Annotated in this window: 8 protein-coding genes and 3 pseudogenes; 4 read left to right on the top strand and 7 right to left on the bottom strand. The window is 71.7% G+C overall.

Features of this window, described 5'->3' with window-relative positions; all coding sequences use genetic code 11:
• Nucleotides 1-38: 38 nt before the first annotated feature.
• Complete coding sequence (locus tag VSR01_RS06280; protein ID WP_326448286.1) at nt 39-1,439, bottom strand: MFS transporter; 1,401 nt, start codon at nt 1,437-1,439, stop codon at nt 39-41.
• Between the two features lie 149 nt (nt 1,440-1,588).
• On the opposite strand from VSR01_RS06280, the pseudogene VSR01_RS37650 reads away from it, so the two are divergent.
• A pseudogene (locus VSR01_RS37650) lies at nt 1,589-2,590 on the top strand (DUF1702 family protein); the annotation flags it as partial.
• Between the two features lie 177 nt (nt 2,591-2,767).
• Entirely contained in the window at nt 2,768-4,054 is a 1,287-nt protein-coding gene (locus VSR01_RS37645) for a cytochrome P450 (protein ID WP_442785650.1), read from the top strand.
• 77 nt (nt 4,055-4,131) lie between these two features.
• On the opposite strand, the gene VSR01_RS06270 is transcribed toward VSR01_RS37645, so the two are convergent.
• The 6 genes and pseudogenes from VSR01_RS06270 to VSR01_RS06245 all read right to left on the bottom strand — a co-directional run bounded on the left by VSR01_RS06270 (nt 4,132) and on the right by VSR01_RS06245 (nt 15,142).
• On the bottom strand, nt 4,132-4,758 hold the full coding sequence (locus tag VSR01_RS06270; RefSeq protein ID WP_326448284.1) for a flavin reductase family protein: 627 nt from the start codon (nt 4,756-4,758) through the stop codon (nt 4,132-4,134).
• Nucleotides 4,758-5,252, bottom strand: a complete 495-nt coding sequence (locus VSR01_RS06265; protein ID WP_326453512.1) for an acyl-CoA thioesterase — start codon at nt 5,250-5,252, stop codon at nt 4,758-4,760. Before VSR01_RS06265 ends, VSR01_RS06270 begins: the two co-directional genes overlap by 1 nt.
• Complete coding sequence (locus tag VSR01_RS06260) at nt 5,252-11,158, bottom strand: type I polyketide synthase (protein ID WP_326448283.1); 5,907 nt, start codon at nt 11,156-11,158, stop codon at nt 5,252-5,254. Before VSR01_RS06260 ends, VSR01_RS06265 begins: the two co-directional genes overlap by 1 nt.
• Nucleotides 11,155-12,168: an enediyne biosynthesis protein gene (locus tag VSR01_RS06255; RefSeq protein WP_326448282.1), complete on the bottom strand. Its 1,014-nt coding sequence runs from the start codon at nt 12,166-12,168 to the stop codon at nt 11,155-11,157. Before VSR01_RS06255 ends, VSR01_RS06260 begins: the two co-directional genes overlap by 4 nt.
• The gene (locus tag VSR01_RS06250) at nt 12,168-14,234 is read right to left on the bottom strand and encodes a CRTAC1 family protein (protein WP_326448281.1); all 2,067 of its coding nucleotides are present in this window, start codon (nt 14,232-14,234) and stop codon (nt 12,168-12,170) included. The genes VSR01_RS06255 and VSR01_RS06250 overlap by 1 nt, the downstream gene beginning before the upstream one ends.
• Before the next feature lie 111 nt (nt 14,235-14,345).
• A pseudogene (locus tag VSR01_RS06245) lies at nt 14,346-15,142 on the bottom strand (TIGR03084 family metal-binding protein).
• A 708-nt stretch (nt 15,143-15,850) separates the two neighbouring features.
• On the opposite strand from VSR01_RS06245, the gene VSR01_RS06240 reads away from it, so the two are divergent.
• Nucleotides 15,851-16,423, top strand: a complete 573-nt coding sequence (locus VSR01_RS06240; RefSeq protein WP_326448280.1) for a DUF5987 family protein — start codon at nt 15,851-15,853, stop codon at nt 16,421-16,423.
• Nucleotides 16,420-18,070, top strand: a pseudogene (locus VSR01_RS06235) (FAD-dependent oxidoreductase). Before VSR01_RS06240 ends, VSR01_RS06235 begins: the two are co-directional and overlap by 4 nt.
• The last annotated feature ends 10 nt before the right edge of the window (nt 18,071-18,080 follow it).

Below are 18,080 nucleotides of genomic sequence, written 5' to 3'. Positions count from 1 at the left end.
ACACCGGCCGGTCGCCTCGCGGCGACCGGCCGTCGCGTTCACTGCTCGACGAGCGAGGCCGGGCCCGCGCCCACCGACGAGTCGGCCGCGCCGGCCGCGGGGGCCTGGCCCGCCGGGCTCGGCCGCCGTACCGCGAGCGCCGCGCCGGCCGCCAGCACGCTGGCCGCGGCGAGCCCCTCCCAGCCGTGGTGGTAGCCGGAGACGACGCCGGCCACCGAGTGCGGCGTGCCGAGGATGCCGATCAGCACCGCGACGCCCAGCACCGAGCCCAGCTGCCGCGCCATCGTGAGGATCGCCGAGCCGGTGGCGAAGCGCTGCGGGGGCAGCGCGATGGCGCCGGCCGCGGTCAAAGTGGGCAGGGTCAGGCCGACGCCGATGCCGCCGATCAGGAAGCCCGGCAGCAGGTCGCTCGCGTAGTGGTGGCCGGCCCCGGCGTTGGCCGCCCAGTAGAGCACGCCGCCGCCGAAGACGAGGTTGCCCACCGCGGACACCGGGCCCGCGCCGAAGCGCTTGATCAGCGCGCCGGAGGCGGCGGCCAGCGGCGGCACCATCAGCGGGCCCGGCGCCATCGCCAGGCCGGTGCGCAGTGCCGAGTAGCCCCACACGTTCTGCAGCCACAGCGCGGAGGACAGGATCATCCCGGCGAAGGCCAGCGCGAACAGCAGCGTCGCCAGACTCGCGGTGCTGAAGCGGGAGATGCGCAGGATCGCCATCTCCACCATCGGCGCCGGGTGCCGGCGGGACTGCGCCAGGAAGAGCGCGAGCAGCACGCCGGCCGCGACGAAGCTGCCGACCACCCGGCCGCTGCCCCAGCCCCAGTCGTTGCCCTGCACCAGGCCCAGGGACAGCGCGCCGACGGACGCGGTCAGCAGCACCGCGCCGAGCAGGTCGGGGCCCGGCCCCGACGCGTCGGGCGTGAGCCTGGGCAGCACCCTGATGCCGACCACCAGGGCCAGCACGCCGATCGGCACGTTGATCACGAACACCCAGCGCCAACTGGCCTGCACCAGCAGTCCGCCGAGCACCGGGCCGAGCGCGGCGGCGACCGCGCCGACCGCGCTCCACGCCCGGACCATCGCGGGCCGCCGGGCCGCCGGGGTGACGGCGAGCATCAGGGCCAGCGAGGTGGGCAGCAGCACCGCGGCCCCGCCCGCCTGGGCGACCCGCGCGGCGACCAGCACCGGTACGTTGCCCGCCGCGGCGCACAGCGCGGAGCCGGCCGTGAACAGGCCCAGTCCCAGCAGGAATCCGGACCGCTGGCCGTGCCGGTCCGCGAGCCGGCCGGCGACCACCAGCAGTGAGGCGAAGACGATGGCGTACGCGTTCAGGATCCAGGACAGTGATCCCAGCGAGGCGCCGTGGAAGTCGCGGCCGACGTCCGGGAGCGCGACGTTCACCACGAAGAGGTCGACATTGGACACGAACACGGCGACGAACACCGTGGCCAGTACGGCGACCGAATGATTCGGCCTTGCCGAATTCGTATTTCCCGTGGGTACCATAGAACTCAGGCTAACGGCAGGGTTATTGGAAACTCAATCACGCACTTGTCCTCTGCTCGGCAATTTGGGAGTAGTGGTCCCGCGGTGTGAGCAGGAATGATGATGCGGGGAATTGTTTCCCTTGTGGCACCGAGGAGGAGGCGAACGTGACCAGTGCACTGCGCAGCCTGAGGCGGCGCATATTGACGCCGGCGGATTCTCAGACGTCCAGTTCCGTCCGCGGGTTCAACGAGAAGACCCCGGAGTCGACCGAACTGCTCGAAACGGTCGGCAAGATGTTCCTGCGCGGGTACGCCTACGCCGTGGAGTGCCGCGTGCCGGCCGAGGCGGAGGAGAAACTCGAACAGCTTCCCGACCGCTTCCGCGGGTTCGCCTACGAGGGCGCGGGCATGGGCTTCGCGATGCGCGACGGGCTGCCCGGCGGCCGGCACGACTTCATCGAGCGGTTCCTGCAGGGCCGCGGCGGCGACCACATCTACATGGTGTACGTGGGCGTCGGCTGGGCGATGGCCCGGCTGCCGCGGTTCCGCTGGCCGCTGGTGGACGTCAAGGACCCGCTGCTGCGCTGGCTGGTGCTGGACGGCTACGGCTTCCACCAGGCGTACTTCAAGACCAAGAAGTACGTGCACCAGCAGTACCGCGAGCCGGCCTTCCCCTGGCCGTTCGACGGCCCGCGGTGGTACGCCGACCGCTGCATCGACCAGGGCATCGGGCGGGCCATGTGGTTCGTCGCCGGCACCGACCCCGACCTGGTCGGCGACATGATCGACGCCTTCCCGCAGGACCGGCACGGCGACCTGTGGAGCGGCGCGGGGCTGGCGATCACCTATGCCGGCGGCGTCACCGAGCAGGAGATCCTGCGGTTCAAGGAGCGCGCCGGCGCCCACCTGGGGCAGGTCGCCCAGGCCAGCGCGTTCGCCGTGACCGCGCGGGTGGAGTCCGGGACCCTGGTCCCGCACAGCGACCTGGCCGCCAAGGTGCTCACCGGGGTGACCGGCCAGCAGGCGGCCGCGGTCAGCGACGCGTCCAAGCCGTCGCCGCCGTACGACAAGGAGGAGGTGCCGTCCTACGAGGTGTGGCGCACCACGATCGCCCGGCAGCTGGTGCCGGTCGACCTGGTGGACCCGCCGGCGTCCGCCGAGCAGCCGGACCGGGCCGAGCGCCGGCGAGGGGGGCCAGCAGTGACCGCCGTCGCCACGCCCACCCGCCGCGGACTGCGGCCGCCCGGTCCCGGCCGCAGCCACGCGCTGTCGCTGCTGTACCGGATGAACAAGAACCGGATCGAGGTGATCGCCGAGGCCGCCAGGCTCTACGGGGACGCGACCCGCATCCCGCTCGGCCCCAAGACCCTCTACCTGTTCAACCATCCCGACTACGCCAAGCACGTGCTGGCCGACAACCCGCTCAACTACCACAAGGGCATCGGCCTGCAGCACGCCCGCAAGGTCATCGGCGACGGCCTGCTGACCAGCGAGGGCGACCGCTGGAAGGCGCAGCGCAAGACGATCCAGCCGGTCTTCCAGGCCAAGCGCATCAACGCCCAGCTCGGGGCCGTCGCCGACGAGGCCCAGAACCTGGTCAAGAGCCTGCGCTCGCACATCGGCCAGGGCACGGTCGACGTGCGCTCGCTGATGACCGACCTGACCCTGGGCGTGCTCGGCCGCACCCTGCTGGACTTCGACCTGAGCGAGTACGCCACGCTCGGCGAGGACTTCGAGGCCGTCCAGAACCAGGCCATGTTCGAGATGATGACGCTCAACGCGGTGCCGACCTGGGCGCCGTTCCCGATGCACAACCGCTTCCGCAAGGCCCGCCGCAACCTGCTGGAGGTCGTCGCCCGGCTCACCGCCGAACGGCGCGCCCACCCCAGCAAGGACGGCGACGACGTGGTGTCGCGGCTGATCCAGTCCACCGAGCGGGAGACCGACCGGGCCCGGGCGCTCGCCAGCATGCGCGACGACCTGATGACGCTGCTGCTGGCCGGCCACGAGACCACCGCCTCCACCCTCAGCTGGGCGTTCTACCTGGTGGACAAGCACCCGGAGGTCCGCGAGCGGCTGCACCAGGAGGCCGTGGAGGTCCTCGGCGACGGTCCGATGACGCTCGAGGACATGCACAAGCTCACGTACACCACGCAGGTCCTCGAAGAGGTCATGCGGATGTACCCGGCGGTGTGGCTGCTGCCGCGCATCGCCCAGCAGGAGGACGAGATCGGCGGGTTCCACGTGCCGGCCGGCGCGGACGTGCTGATCTGCCCGTACACCCTGCAGCGGCACCCGGACTTCTGGGAGGACCCGGACCGCTTCGACCCGGAGCGGTTCGCGCCCGGCAAGGCCGCCAAGCGGGCCCGGTACGCGTACATCCCGTTCGGCGCGGGTCCGCGCTTCTGCGTCGGCAACACGCTGGGGATGATGGAGGCGACCGTCGTGCTCGCGTCGGTCGCCCGCGAGCTGAAGCTGACCGCGGGCCCGGGCTTCAAGGCCTTCGGCGAGCCGATGCTGACGCTGCGCATCCGCGGCGGACTGCCGATGACCGTGCACGCCGCGAGCTGACCGCGCGGACGCCACGAGGCGGGCCCGGCCGGGAGATCCGGCCGGGCCCACCTTTCGTGTGCGGTGCGCGGTGTGCGCTAGGCGGCGCTGGAGGTGATGCGGTGGAAGCGGCCTCCGTGGAAGAGCAGCGCCTCGCTCCCCGAGCCGTGCCCGAGGTCGAGGACCGAGCCCACGAAGATGGAGTGGTCGCCGCCGTCGTGCACCGCGACCAGGCTGCACTCCACCCAGGCCAGCGCCCCGGAGAGCACCGGCGCCCCGGTGCACGGGCCGGGCTCGGACTCCACCGCGGCGAACTCCTGCTCACCGCGCGGCCGGGAGTGGCTGGCGAAGTACTTCGCGACCTGCTCCTGCTCGGTGGACAGCACCGAGACCGCGAACATCCCCTCGGCCAGGATCGCGTCGTGGATCGCGGCCTTGCGGTCCACGCAGACCAGGGCCAGCGGCGGGCTCAGCGACACCGAGGTGAAGGAGTTCGCCGTCATCCCCATCGGGGAGTCGGGGCTCGCCGTCACCACCGTGATGCCGGTGGCGAAGGCGCCGAACACCGACCGCAGCGTGTCCCGGTCGTGCTCGATCTCCTCGATGTCCGCGATCTGGGTGATTTGCCCGACCGGGGCGGGGGCCCGCCGGCCAGGGGCGAACCCCCGGCCGGCGGAGTGACCCGTGCCGCGCTGGTGATCTCGTCGGCACTCGTCATGGCGCATCAGCTCCCCGACTGCGCGGCGGTCAGGGCCTCCGACCGGCTGCCGACCATCGCGGCGGCCGCGCCGGTGGCGTACGGGGCGAGGGCCGCGACCAGCGCGTCCGGCACCCGGGTCGGCCGGGTGTCGGTGTTCGGGCCGCGCATGCACGCCACCCGCTGCCGGCCGCGGGCGACGACGTCCTCCACGCCGCCCTCCCGCACCCGCACGTAGTCGAAGGCGAACTGGACCTGGGTCTGGGTCAGGTCCTCCAGGCGCATCCGGATCGACAGCTCGTCGAAGGCGGTGATCTCCGCGAAGAACTCGCACTCGCACTTCAGCGTGAAGAGCTTGAGGTCGTCGCGGATGTCGTCCAGCACGGCCGGCGCCTTCTGCTGGAGGAACATCTCCCGGCACCGCCCCTGCCAGCGCAGGTAGTTGACGTAGTACACGTTGCCGACCAGGTTCGTCTCCTCGAACCCGACCATGTGCCGGATCTCGTAGTACGGCTGGGGCATCATTCACTCCCTTCCACGCACAGTGCGAACACCACCGGGTCGTCGACCGACCGCAGCGACGTCACGAAGGTGGCGACGGTCGCGTCGCCGGACCGCAGCAGCACCCACTTGTCGTCCCGGGCGCCGCCCGCGGCGACCAGCTCGACCCGGGCGTGCCCGGTCTTGCGCAGGCACTCCACGGCGCCCCACACGCGGGTGGCGGCGATGTCCAGGGACTCGCCGGTCTCCTGCGCGAGCAGCGCGGCCAGCGCCGAGCCCTCGGCGCCGAGCATGCCCGACCAGTCCTCGGCGGACCGCGCCTTGACCGGCTCGACGTCGCAGCCGACCGGCACGTCCGCGGCGACCGCGAGCGTCACCCCGGCGCCGTGCGACGCCGAGATGTGCGCGCCGTCGGTCTCCGGCTTGCCGTCCGGGCGGTAGCGCACGTGCGTCTGCATGCCGCGCGCGACCTCCAGCGCCGCGGCGGCGCGGCGGCGGCGCGCCGCCACCCCCTTGGCCGGCTCGTCGCCGTCCTCCAGCACCGCGACCCGCATCTCCCGCGGCAGCAGCCACTCGGTGCGGCGCTGCAGGAACGGGCCGAGCAGCGTCGGGACCCACGGCCCGGAGCCGTCCAGCTTGCGGACCGCCTGGAGCTTCAGACCCGTCCAGCGCTCGACCAGGCCGCCCTCGGGGTCGCGGACCTCCAGGTCGTAGATGTACGTGTCGCCCTCGCGGGACCGCTCGGCCGCGTGCAGCGTCACCTGGTCCAGGCCCGCGGCACGCTGCGGGTCGGCCAGGTCCAGCCGCTCGATGCCGGCCGGCAGCAGCGTGGCGTCCGGGACGCAGCACTGCAGCGCGTGCATCATCGCGTCACGGGTGCCGGGGTCGGCGAGCACCAGCTCGCCGGGGTGGAACGAACCGAACCACGGGTCGGGCGAGATGTTGGAGATCTCCGCCACCGCGCCCTTGGCCTGCAGCTGCCGGTAGCCGGCCAGCCGCTGGAAACGGCCGCCCTGGAACAGCACCGGCCCGTACAGCTCCGCCTTCGGGTCCAGCGGCAGCGCCGAGGTGCGCGGCGCCTCGGCCGCCTCCTCCTGCCGCGCCGTCCCGTACTCCAGCACCGCGGTGAAGTGGTCCGCCTGGAAGTTGGTGTCCGCGCTGCGGATCACCACCCGCACGGTCCGCTCGTCCTCGGCCAGCGCGGCGATCCGGATCGTCGTGCTGCCCTCGACGGGCACCACGATCGGCCGCAGGAACTCCATGTCGCGCAGGCTCGGGGCCTCCTTGCGGCCGGTCAGCGCCCCCGCGGTCTGCACCATCGCCTCCATGCCCAGCACGGCGGGGAACAGCAGGTCCCCGTCGAGCAGGTGGTCGGCCAGGTACAGGTCGTCCTGCGCGGTCAGGTTCGCGTCCACGACGAGTTCCACGTCGGGGTAGTGGACCTGGACCCGCTCCAGGAACCGCAGCAGCGGCACCTCGCGCTCCGGCAGCGTCAGCGTCGGCAGCCCCTCGGCGCGGCCCATGACGACCACCGAGGTGGGCGCCTGCGGGTCGGCGAGCAGCTGGTTGAGCACCGCGATGCCGTCGGCCGGCGAGATCGGCGCGATGCCGTCGCGCATCAGCGACTCCAGCACGCCGAGCCGCTCGCCCATGCCGGCGCCGGACCACACCGACCACTCCAGCGCCAGGCAGCGGGTCTCGGGGAAGCGCTCCTGGATCCGGTGGGTGTAGTCGGTCAGCCAGTCGTTGGCGGTGGCGTAGTCGCCCTCGCCGCGCAGACCGGCCCGGCCGATGATGCTGGCGAAGGTCACCAGCAGCTTCAGCTCCGCCGGGTCGGTGGCGGCGAGCACCGCCTCCAGACCGCCGATCTTCGGCGCCAGCGTCCGGCGGAACGAGGACTCGTCGAGGCTGGCCAGCCCCTGCGGCTCGTTGCGGCCGCTGCCGTGCAGCACCGCGGTGACCGGGCCGAGCGACTCGCGGGCGGCGGAGACCGCCGCCTTGACCTCGTCGGCGTTGGTCACGTCGGCCCGCAGGTACTCGAACGACACGCCGGCCGCGCGCATCCGCTCCAGGTTCATCGCCAGCTCGGGGTCCCGGGCCGGGTCGGAGCGGCCGAGCAGCGCCAGCGAGGCCCCGGTGTCCTGGGCCAGCGACAGCGCGCACTCGGCGGTGATGCCCTTGCCGCCGCCGGTCACCAGCAGCACGTCGGTGCTGTCCAGCGGCAGCGAGCCGGGAGCGGCGGCCACCGGCGGCAGCGGCCGCAGCACCGGCACCGTGCGCTCGCCGTCGGCGTCGTAGAACACCTCGCTGAAGCCCGACGTGGCGCCCACGTCGGCGGTGATGTCCGCGACGGCCTTCCGCAGCCGCTCCGGCGACAGGTCGCCGGCCAGCGGGAGGCTGACCACCGTGGTGGCCACCGCCGGGTTCTCCAGGTGCAGGGTCTTGGCGATGCCCGCCGCGCCCCTGCGGGAGCCCACCGTCACCAGCCGGCTGCCGGGCTGGGCCAGCACGGCCCGCACCGCGGACAGCATCAGCCCGGTGTGCTCCTCATCGGTGTCCTCGGGCAGTGCGAGCAGCACGCCGTCGCCGAGCCCGGCCCGGCTCAGCTCGGCCAGCAGCGGTTCGCCGAGCGGGTGCCGCTCGGTGGCGAACAGCTGCCAGTTGCCCGACTCGCCCGAGCCGAGCGCGGGTCCGGCCTGCGCGGGGACCTTGTCCACCGCGAAGGCCCGCACCCACGGACCCACGCCCGGCGCTGTGATCTGCACCTCGCTGTCCTGCGCGTTCTCCGTCGCGGCCAGCTCGTCCAGCATCGCGGCGAGTTCGGCGAGGGTGGACGTCGCCATGGCGGAGGTCGCCAGCGGCGCGGTCACCCCCATCTCGCGCGAGGTCTGGGCCAGGATCTGGCCGACGGTGATCGAGCTGAGGTGCAGCTCGTCGATCGCGTTGCTCTCCGGCCGGACCGCCTCCAGCGGCAGTTCGGCCCGCTCGGCGGCGAGCCGCAGCAGCATCTGCAGTGTGCTCTCGCCGGTCGGCGCCGGGGTTCCGGCGTCGCCCGCGCCGCCAGAGCCGGCGCCGCCGCCGGGCTCGGCGACCGCCACGGCCACCTGACCCGACCCGCGCTGCTCCGGGACCGCGGCGCGGCGCGCCGGCGCGGCCACCGACGCCGACGCGGCGACGGTGAGGAACTCGCCCTCGGGCGCGGACTCCGCCGGGCTGGCCAGGAAGCTGAACTCCTTGTCCAGCGACAGCGGCCGGGTGAACCGGTCCGCGAACAGCGCCTCGGTCTTCACCGGCGCGCCGAGCGCGAACGCCGCCGCCACCGCCTGCAGGACGCCCTGCAGCGAGGGGCTGTCGGTCTCCAGCGAGACCGTCGGGATGTCCGGCGCGATCTCGGTCGCCAGACCCCGCAGGATGCGGCCGGGGCCGACCTCGAGGAACAGGTCGACGTCCGCCGCCAGCTCCTCCAGCGCCTCGGTGAACCGCACCGGCTGCAGCACCTGGCGCTCCAGCAGCTCGGGCACCGAGACGTCGGCCGGCAGCACGCCGCCGGTCACCGTGGAGGCGACCGTGCCGGTCAGCTCGCCGAACGTCTCGTTGTCCAGGTGCGCGCGCAGCGTCGCGGCCGCGGGGGCCACGGCGGGGGAGTGGAAGGCGTGCGAGACGGCGATCCTGGACACGTCCAGGCCCTGGCCCGCGGCCTTGCGGGTGACCCGCGCGATCGCCGCGACCGGACCGGAGATGACCGTCTGCCGCGGCCCGTTGTAACCGGCGATGACCACCGGCTCGCCGGACAGCAGCGGCTCGACCTCCTCCGGCGGCGCGGAGATGCCGGCCATGGTGCCGTCGCTGTCGCCCTCCTCGCTCATCGCGGCGCCGCGGATCGCGGCGGTGCGCAGCAGGGTGTCCTCGTCCATCGCGCCCGCCCAGTGCAGGGCGGTCAGCTCGCCGAGGCTGTGGCCGACCGCGCCGATCGCGGTGATGCCCAGCTCGTCGAGCACCCGCAGGCCCGCCACCGAGGAGGTGGCGATCCGCGGCTGCGCCACGGCGGTGTTGACGATGTCGACGCCCTCGGGCAGCGGGTTCGCCTGGTACAGCGCCTCGACGGACTCGAAGCGGCGGCTGATCGCACCGCCGTCGGCCCGGCGGCCGGCGCCCTGCCCCGGGAAGAGCAGGCCGATCTTCGGCGCCTTGCGGCGGCTGCCGAGGAAGATGCCCTCCTTGGAGTCCACCACCGAGCGGGCGCCGCCGTCGAGCAGCGTCAGCAGCTTGGCGAAGCGGGCCGCGGCCTCCTCCGGGCTGCGCGCCACGACCGCGGCGCGCACCTTGCGGGAGCCCAGCTCCTTGTGCAGGGTGGCCGCCAGGTCGCCCAGCTCGGCGAAGGACAGCTGCTGGGTGAACTCGGCCAGGTGCGCCACCTGGCCGCGCAGGTCGCCGGTGCTCTCGGCGTCCAGCAGCAGCACCTCGGCGTCCTGGCGCGAACGCACCAGCCGCTTGGTGACCTTGCCGATCTTCTCCCGCTTGGCGCCGTCGGCGTGCTCCACCACCAGGTGGGCGTTGATGCCGCCGAAGCCCATCGAGGAGATGCCGGCGCGGATCGGGGCGCCCTCGGGCCACAGCTCGGCCTGGTCCGGCACCCGCAGCGCCTTGGTCTCCGCGGTGAGCACCGGGTGGTCCTCGTAGTGGCTGGTCGCCGGCGGGATCACCTGGTGGCGCACCGCGAGGATGGCCTTGATCAGGCCGGCCACGCCGGCCGCGGCCTTGGTGTGCCCGAAGTTGCCCTTGACGGTGCTGATCGCGGCCTCAACGCCGCCGGCCGCCAGGCGCTCCTCGGTGAACGCCCGCAGCTCGGTCTCGTCGCCGACCGCGGTGCCGGTGCCGTGGCCCTCGATGTAGCGGACGGTGTCGAAGCCGAAGCCGGCCCGCGCGTACGCCCGCTGGATCGCCAGCCGGTGGCCGCTGGCCTCGGGGCGGGTGATGCCGCCCTTGCCGTCGGAGGAGTAGCCCCAGCCGGCGATGGTGGCGTAGCGGAACAGGCCGCGCGCCCGGGCGTCCTCGTCCCGCATCAGGACGAGCATGCCACAGCCCTCACCGGGCCAGAAGCCGTTGGAGCCCTTGTCGTAGACCTTCATCTCGCCCTTGGCCAGGGCGCCGGTCTTGGCGAAGCCGATCACCTCGAACGGGTCGATGCTCAGGTCGACGCCGCCCACGATCGCCACGTCCAGCTGGCCGCTGACCAGGGCGTTGGCGCCCGTGGTCACCGACAGCAGGGACGAGGAGCAGGCGCCGTCGACGGTGTAGCCGCCGCCCTTGAAGTCGAAGTGGTTGCAGATCCGGCCCGCGATGGTGTTGGCCAGGCCGCCGGCCAGCGAGTCCTCGTCGATCGGCGGGAAGGGGCTCTTGTAGCGCTCCTCCAGCGCGCCGAGGAACTCGCCCAGCTGCACGTCGTCCCAGCCCTGCTCGCGCAGCGCCGCGCCCACCGTGCGCTTCACGTACGGCCAGCGCAGCCGCATGATGTTCGCCCGGCTGAACTCGCCGGTCAGCGAGTTGCCGATGACCACGCCGGTGTTCAGGCCCGCCATGTTGTTCCCCTCGGGGAACCCGGCGTCCTCCAGCGCGCGGGCGGCGGTCTCCAGCGCCAGCCAGTGCGTCAGGTCCGTGGAGCGGTAGGTGCTGCCCGCGATCCGGTGCTTGACCCGGTCGAAGGAGTAGCCCTCCAGGACCGCCGCCTTCTGGGTGTAGAACCGGTCGGGCGCCTCCGGGTCGGGCGAGTAGTAGTCCTCGCGCCGCATCCGCACGTCCGGCAGCCGGCGGAAGGCCCGCCGCCCGGCCAGCACGTTGCGCCACATCTCCTCGGGTCCGTCGGCGTCCGGGTAGCGGCAGGCTATGCCGACCACCGCGATCCGCTCGTTCTTCTCGGTCTCGCTCACGCGACCGCCCCCACGTTCCCGCCCGGGGCCACGGCGGCCGGAGCCGCCTGCTTGGCCTGGGACTTCTTGTAGAAGTGAATGCCCCACCACATCAGGCCGCGGATCAGGCAGACCGCGCTGGTGGCGAAGAAGAGGGTGTAGACGACGTTGAACTCCATCATCACCGCGTACATCACGGCGACGCCGGCGCCGAAGATGAACTGGTTACGGCCCTTGGACGGTGTTGTCCCCGGGTCGGTGATCATGTAGTTGGTGAACAGCACGAAGGCGACACCGGTCATCGGCCCCCAGGCCGAGAACAGCGCCACGTGCCAGATGCCGTGGCGGATGGCGCCCTCGATGAGGAAGCCGCCCATCCAGCCCATGATCAGCATCACGCGCTTGGTGAGCACGCCGTTGATGACGGTGCCCGCGGTCGCGATGACGACTGGGATCATCACCCGCCAGAAGGTGTTGGCCTTCTCGGTGAACTCGTACGGCGGCGCGATGCTCAGCCAGTTGCCGAACAGCAGCAGCGACATCGTGATGCCGAAGTTCGACGGGTTCATGAAGTGCCGCATCCGGCCGTTGACCGGGGCCTGCAGCGCGTGCTTGCCGGCCACGCCGACGAAGACGCCGAAGATGATCGGCAGCAGCTGGTTGTTGGCGTACAGCAGCATGTTCACCGCGAGCGAGGTGATGTGCGCCGGCAGCAGGAACTCGTAGAGGCCGCGCATGCCGTTGCCCATGAAGCGCGGCTGGCGCTGCTGCGCCCAGGCGCTGATCAGCTCGAAGGTGATCTCGATGGTGTAGCCGGAGGCCACCGCGATGAACGGCCACAGCCACGGCTGCTCGAAGCCGAGCAGGGTGTAGCCGAAGGTGTTGAAGATGGAGATGCTGATGGCGAAGTTGCGCAGCGCCAGGTAGCGCGGGTCGTTGTTGCCCTTGCGCTTGGGGGCCGGTGGCGTCGTGGTCGCCGGGCAGGCGGGCGAGGGACCGCCCACGGGCTGGTGCAGGACCGTGTCAGTCATCAGCGAGTCATCTCCGTCGTCGTCTTGTCCATGCTGCCCATGTCGTCCGACGCGCCCGTCTTGTCCATGCCGCCCATGCCGGCCTTGCCGTGGTCCATGAGCTGGGCGTGGTCGGTCAGTTCGACGTTGTGGCTGCCGGTGGTCACGTTGTTCAGGGTCTGGGTGTGCTCGGTGCCGTTGACGTCACGCCACTGGATCTTCACGCTGCTGGTGCCCATGTACATGCCGAGGCCGAAGCGGACGTCGAAGCTGCGGTAACCGCCGTGGCCGCCGCCGCCGTCCAGCTCGGACACCTGGGTGCCCTCCTTGTTGGTGATGGTCACCGTGGCGTCGTAGGCGGGCGTGCCCATGCCGTTCAGGCCCTCGCCGGCCTTGCCGCCGTCGGTGGCCGGGCGGTACAGGTTCAGGCTCACGTAGTCACCGAGCTTGGCCTTGTTGGCGTAGAAGACCGGCGGGCCCCACTGGCGGGCGACGGCGAAGTCCAGCGCGCCGGTGCCGGTGGTGTCGGCGGTGGCGATGGCGCGGGTCGGCGTCGGCACGGCCAGGCCCAGGTCCTTGCTGATGTTGGCGAACTTGCCGTCCTTGGTGGCCGCGTAGAAGGCGAGCTTGTTGTCGCCGGCGATGTCGTCACCGGGGCCGACGTTGGGCCACATCGCGGGGTTCGACAGCAGGTCGTCGTTGGTCATGGCCATCTCCTGCAGCCACGGCCAGCGGTCGATCTTGCCCTTGACGAAGCCGTCGGTCTGGACGATGTCCAGGTTGCCGCTGTTGAGAAAGTCGCCGAACTTCACGTCCCAGCACCAGCCGGTCCAGGCGACGCCCTTCTCCTGCGCCTGCTGCGAGAACGGCGCGTCGCCGTCCTCCAGCTGCTTCTTCATGTCGGCCTGGTCCTTGGACTTGTTCATGAAGAGGAAGTTGCTCTCCACCAGGCCCCAGGGCTCGTCGATGTTGCTGACCATCATGTCGAACTTGCCGTCGTGGCCGACGTCGCCGAAGTCGACGCCCATGCCCTTGAACGAGCCCTTGCCGAGCACGAAGGACTTCGGCGTGGTGGCGCCGCGCTTGCCGGTGGCCTCGGTGAACTTGATCTGGCCGGGCTTCGACCGGTTGTACAGCAGGTGGTCGTGGCCGAAGTCGTTGGCCACGTACAGCTCCGGCAGCCCGTCGCCGGACAGGTCGGCGCCGGAGATGGCCAGCGTCCAGCCGGTGGCCTGCTGGAAGCCGATCGCCGCGTGGTCCTCGACGTAGGCCGCGGTCGGGTGGGTGCCGGTGGTGCTCTTGACGTAGCGCAGCACGTGGTCGCCGCCGGCGTTCTTCGCGCTGGACAGCGAGTCGTTCATGACCACGTTCTTCTGGCCGTGCGGGTCCAGGACGTCGGAGTCCGGGAAGTAGTTGCCGATCACGATGTCCGGGTGGCCGTCACCGTCGAGGTCGCCGACGTAGTTCGCGTCGGTGTTCCACCGCGGGCCGTGGTACTTGCCGTCGGGCGACGCGCTGGGGACCACCTCCTGCGGGACGTACGCGGCGTTGGAGACCGTCGTGGCGTCGGACTTGGCCAGCCACAGGATCGGCGTGCGGCCCCAGTAGCTGACCAGCAGGTCCATCCGGCCGTCGCCGTTGAAGTCGCCCGGCGTGCAGTTGGTCGGCGCCATCGTGTCGTCCACCGGCACCGGCGCGGCGTTCAGCACGAACGGCGTGAACCGGTCCTGCGGGCGCGCGGTCGGGGTGTACGTCACCACCACGTCGTTGGTGCGGGTGTCGACGATGCACATGCTGTCGGCCACACCGTGACCGGTCAGGTCGTTCATCGCGATGCTCGCGCCGACCGAGGAAATCCAGGTCCGGATCTTCCAGTACGCCGGGTTGACCTTGCGGACCGTGTTCATCTTCTGGTCGTTGTAGCCCGCCGGCATCGCGATGGGCATTTCCTGGAACTTGTAGGTGCCCTCGACGTCGCTGCCGCTGGGTCGGGCGGCCGCGGCGTTGACGCCGAAGAACAGTGCTGTGGCGACGAGCAGCGTCGCGACTCCTGGCACGAGCCGGCGCAGGCGCTGTCGTGGTTCCATCAGGATCTCCTCGTCCGTGGACCGGGTGGAATTCCGGAAGTGCTGCTGGAAGGCCGGCGCGTGCCGACGCGTGGTGGACCCGCCGGGGCGCGGGAGAGCGGCCCCGGCGGGTCAGTTCGCGGCGAACTGGCCGGGCTTGCGCCCCTCGCCGGCCGGTCCGCGGTAGGCCTGGGCGATGTCCAGGTAGCGGTCGGCCTCGGCGCCGACCGCGGTCAGCGCCAGGTCGTCGCGGTGCCGGCGGCGGGTGACCAGCAGGCAGTAGTCGTCGGCCGGGCCGCTGACGCGCTGCTCGGCGTCCTCGGGACCGAAGGTCCACACCGTGCCGGAAGGCGCGGTGAGCTCGAACCGAAACTCCTCGGCCGGCGGCTCGATGCCGTTCGCCAGGTACCCGAAGTCCCGGGTGCGGGTGCCGAAGAAGGCCAGGTGGCCGATCCGGTCGCTGGGGGTGCGGCTGACGCCGAGGGCGTCGCGGATGTCCTGCCCGTGGCCGTACAGCTCCATCATCCCGGCGGCGGCCAGCACACCCACCGGCAGCGGGTTGACCAGCCACGGCACCATGCCGTTCTTCGGCAGCGCGGCGAGCGCCTCGCCGGCCGCGCGCTGCTCGTCGCGCCAGCGCTGGAGCACCAGCGGCTGCGGGTCGGCCAGGAACTCGCGCAGCTTCGCGTCGACCGCGCCCTGGAAGTCCTTGCGGCCCTCGGCGGCGACCGCCTCGAAGGTCTGCGCGTCGGTCGCCGCCAGCTTGGCCAGACTGGCGATGAAGGCCAGGTGGGCGATCTGGTGGCCGATCGTCCAGCCGGGGCCGGCGTGGGCTGGTTCCACTGGTCGGAGGACAGACCGCTGACCACGGCGTCGAGCTCCGCAGCCTCGGTGGCGAGGTCGGAGTGCACATCCTGCATTGCGGTCACGTTTCATTCCTTTCCGCTGGCGGGTAGAGCGCTTATGAATGGACCGGGAAGTTCTCCGGGGCATGGCTGAGCCGCGGCGCGATTGAGCGGAGCGGCGCCGCCTCTTCCCGTTCCGTCGTAAAAGCCGACCAGCCGACGCGCGGCATCGTGTATTGCCTATAAGGGCGGGCATGCCAGGCTGGTAGATCTGGACATTGATTCTGCTGGGGGGTGAAGTCCGCGTCTTCTCTGTGCTTGCTTTTGTGCCCAGGTGGGCGGCCCGAGGGAGGTCCCCGGGACCGTGCGGGACAGGAGACAGCGCAATACGGAAGATGCGGCGGATCTTGGCTGGGCCGAAGGATGGCCTCCATGACGCGCGGTTCGAACATGCTCGCGGAGCACGGCCGTCACGAGGAGAGAAGCCCGCCATGGCACTGTCCGGGGACGCACACGGCGACCGCCGGGCGGCCCCCGGGGGGCAGAAGGTACGGCTCCCGTACATCTCATCGACCCGGCGGACCGCGGTGGTCGTCGGCGGGCGCGCGCACGCCCTGCCCGACCGGGCGCGGGCCTGCGGGACGGTGTCGAACCGACGCGTGATCCGGCGCGGTCCCTAATTCGCAACAGCGTTTTTTCACGCCGTACTCGGCAGTAGTGGTTTCGGCTCGGGTCGGGCGGGCCGGTCGCAGGGTGCAGGGAATTTTCTGCTGTGAGACGAGAGGAATTGCGGTGAAACCGGAGATTGCAGCCGACAAAGCGGTGCGGACCGCGACACTGGAGGCGTTCGCGGACACGATCGTTCCCGGCGAAAAACGCTCTCCCGATGACCGGGCGATTGCGGGAGTCTCTGAGGGCGGCGGCGCCGTCGCGGCGGGCGCCGTCCCGCTGCTGGAGACCGACGCCGGCGGCATGGAGCCGATGCTCGACGACCTGGCGACCGCGCTGAACGCCCACGCGGTGAAGTACCGAGAGGAGAAGGGGCTGCCCAGCGACGACTCCGTTCCCGCCTTCGTCTCCCTGGACTACGACGACCGGATCACGCTGCTGCGCCGGCTGCTCGACCCCGAGCACCCCGAGAAGCAGCTGTGGGCGGGCCTGGCCATGTTCAGCAACATGGCCTTCGACACCAACGCCCACATGCACACCGTCGACGCGATCAGGACCGGCCAGCCCGGTCTGCTCACGGTGGCCTGGCGGCCGCCGGACGAGGACGGGATCTGGCGGTTCCCGAACTTCTCCTACCGCCGGCAGACGGCCCGAGTACACCCCGACACCGACCCCATCACCGGGAGCCTGGCGTGACCGCGACCGAGAGCACCGACGTCCTGATCATCGGCAGCGGCTTCGGCGGCGCCATCACGGCGTACCACCTGGCCGCCGGCGGGGCCAAGGTCACCGTGCTGGAGCGCGGCCCCTGGCTGGAGAAGGACGACTTCGACCACGACTTCATGTTCGGCTCCTCCACCACCCGGGCCTTCGAGTTCACCATCGGGGACGGGATGAGCACGCTGGGCGGCAACTGCGTCGGCGGCGGCTCGGTGGTCTACTTCGCCGCGATGCCCCGCGCCCCGCGCTTCATCTTCGAGCGCCAGGGCAGCATCGGCCGCCGCATCTGGCCCGGCGCCATCAACCGCGACGCCCTCGACCCGTGGTACGACCGGGTCGCCGAGGCGCTTCCGGTCACCCTCTCGGACTGGAACACCGCCACCTACGCCGGCGGCCTGTGGGGCGCCGCGTGCAACGCCGCCGGCCACACCGCCAACCCGCTGCCCTCGGCGATCGACGACGAGCTGTGCACCAACTGCAACTGGATGATGTCCGGCTGCAAGTTCGACGCCAAGCGCTCGCTGCTGCTCAACTACATCCCCGCCGCGGTCGCCGCGGGGGCCGAGATCCGGCCACTGCACGAGGTGCAGGAGATCGCCCGCAACGAGGACGGCAGCTACCGGGTCAGCTGGAACCGGGTGCACGAGGTGGACTACCGGGTGATCCTGGAGCAGGGCTCCATCGACGCCAAGGTGGTCATCGTCGCGGCCGGCGCCCGCCACCCCGGCGATCCTGCAGCGCTCGGAGAAGAACCTCGGCGCGATGCCGTACGGCGTCGGCCGCTTCTTCTCCGGCAACGGCGAGCGGCTGAACACCGCCTACATGGACGAGGAGAAGGTCCGCGAACTGCTGGGGCTGTCCACCAGCGAGGACCTCCCCTACGCCTCCAACCAGATCGGCAAGGGCCCCACCGTCGCCTCCTGGGACTACCTGGACGGCTCGCGGCCCGAGTTCGAGCGCTACTCGCTGGAGCAGCTGTACTTCCCGCCCGGCTTCGGCACGATCCTCGCCCAGGTGCCGGACGCGACCGGCCCGACCTGGTTCGGCAAGGACAAGAAGAAGCTCGTCGAGCAGTGGAAGTCCTGGCTGACCATCTTCATCATGTCCGAGGACGACAACGAGGGCGTCTTCGGGCCGCCGCCGAAGGTCGGCAACTCCGACCGCATCTCCCAGCAGCTGCTCGGCTTCGGCACCCTGAAGTACCGGCCGACCGAGAACACCCTGCGCGGCTGGAGCCTGGCCGACGCCTCGATCAAGGAGATCCTGGAGCGCGACGGCCTGGCCCGGGTGGAGCCGTGGACCAACGACGTGGTCGGCGCGTACACCGTGCACCCGCTGGCCTCCTGCCGGATCGGCGACGACCCGGCCACCTCCGCGCTGGACGACAAGCACGAACTGCGCGGCCACCCGGGCATCTTCGTCACCGACGGCTCCGCGGTGCCCACCGGCCTCACGGTCAACCCGGCGATGACCATCGCCGCGCTCGCCGAGCGCGCGGTGCCCGGCATCGTCAAGGCGCTGCAGGAGCGCGGGGTGAAGGTCAGCTACGGCGCCCCCGGCCCCGGCGGCGAGACCAGCGCCCGGCGCGGCACCGCCAAGATCGCGGCGGCGCTGGCCCGCTGACACCGCGGCG

This window comes from Actinacidiphila sp. DG2A-62 (assembly GCF_035825295.1).
Classification (GTDB): Bacteria; Actinomycetota; Actinomycetes; order Streptomycetales; family Streptomycetaceae; genus Actinacidiphila.
The sequence above is the reverse complement of the archived record's forward strand: the minus strand, read 5'-3'. Positions and strand labels throughout refer to the sequence as shown.